Origin of the sequence: Pseudomonas lundensis, assembly GCF_001042985.1 — a bacterium.
GTDB lineage: Bacteria > Pseudomonadota > Gammaproteobacteria > Pseudomonadales > Pseudomonadaceae > Aquipseudomonas > Aquipseudomonas lundensis.
In genome coordinates this window covers 1-1,199 of the sequence record NZ_JYKY01000074.1, presented here as the reverse complement: position 1 = coordinate 1,199, position 1,199 = coordinate 1, and the positions used below count along the sequence as shown (strand labels likewise).

Sequence of the window (1,199 nt, the reverse complement as noted above, 5' to 3'; positions counted from 1 at the left end):
CCCCCCCCTCATCGCTTAAACAATGGCTATACACACCCCCCCCTCCATCGCCAATGTGACGGCTTGGAATGACCCAATAGAAACACCCATTAGACGCATCCACCAGATAACTTGGAGGGCTTGCCCTTACCGGTCAGTTTATCGTTTCAAGCTTGTTGGTCGCGGAAAGCTGAAGATGATCTACTAGCACCTCAACCGGAAATTTCCAGCCCAGTGTCTGGCGGGGTCGGGTATTGAGCAGATCAGCGATTTCGTCCAGCCGTGCCTGCGTCACCAGAGAGAGATCTGTGCCTTTGGGGAGGTACTGACGCAACAAACCGTTCGTATTTTCATTGCTACCACGCTGCCAAGGCGAGTGTGGATCGGCGAAATAAATCTTCATCCCCGTGCGCGCAGTAATTTCGGCATGACGGGCCATTTCGCTGCCTTGATCATGCGTCATGGTTTTTAGGAGCGATGGCGCCATCCGCGACATTTCCCTCACGATCGCTTCCGCCGCCGCCTCTGCGGTGGGGGCTTCGAGCTTGGCGAGAATCACATAACGGCTCGTACGCTCGACCATGGTGGCAACCGCTGAGCGATTATTGGCGCCCATGATCAGATCACTCTCCCAATGCCCAGGGACCAGACGATCTGCAACCTCAGGGGGGCGTAGGTGAATACTCAGATGCGCAGGGTAACGTTCTCGACGCACATTGCTTTGGGTTCGCTTAGGACGTTTGCCGTCAGCCTGACGTAGATAACTGATCAACTGGCGTTTCAGCTCGCCGCGCGGATAGGCATAGATGGCGAGGTAGATAGTTTCGTGGCTCACATGTCGCTCGGATTGGCCTGGCCAGATACTGCGTAGTCTGCGGGCAATTTGTTGCGGTGACCAGCCGATGCGGAGCATTTCGACGACCACTTGAAATAGCTCTGAGTCTGGAGACAAACGCCGCTGACGGCGAGGCGCATGTCGAAGCTGTTGAGCCCTGCTGGTAGCTTGGATGGCGTCATAGTGAGGCTGCTGGGGGTTGCGTTTGATCTCACGACTAATGGTGCTGGGGTGACGGCCTAGCAAAGCGGCAATAGCTCGCAGCGTCTGTCGTTGAAAGAGCATCACCATAATGGTGACGCGCTCCTCGGTACTCAGGTGGTTGTATTGGGTAGACATGGCAACACCTTACATGAGGTGTTGCACTTGCTCCTTGAGACCGCCC

At 55.7% G+C, this 1,199-nt stretch carries 1 protein-coding gene; it reads right to left on the bottom strand.

What is annotated here, in order from left to right; genetic code table 11:
- Positions 1-133 precede the first annotated feature (133 nt).
- Positions 134-1,153 (bottom strand): IS30 family transposase, encoded by a 1,020-nt coding sequence (locus TU74_RS22910; protein ID WP_048377755.1) that lies wholly within the window; start codon positions 1,151-1,153, stop codon positions 134-136.
- Positions 1,154-1,199: the final 46 nt, after the last annotated feature.

Excerpts from the sequence above, each read along its gene's own strand:
- TU74_RS22910 (WP_048377755.1), bottom strand. The coding sequence starts at position 1,153 with ATGTCTACCCAATACAACCACCTGAGTACCGAGGAGCGCGTCACCATT.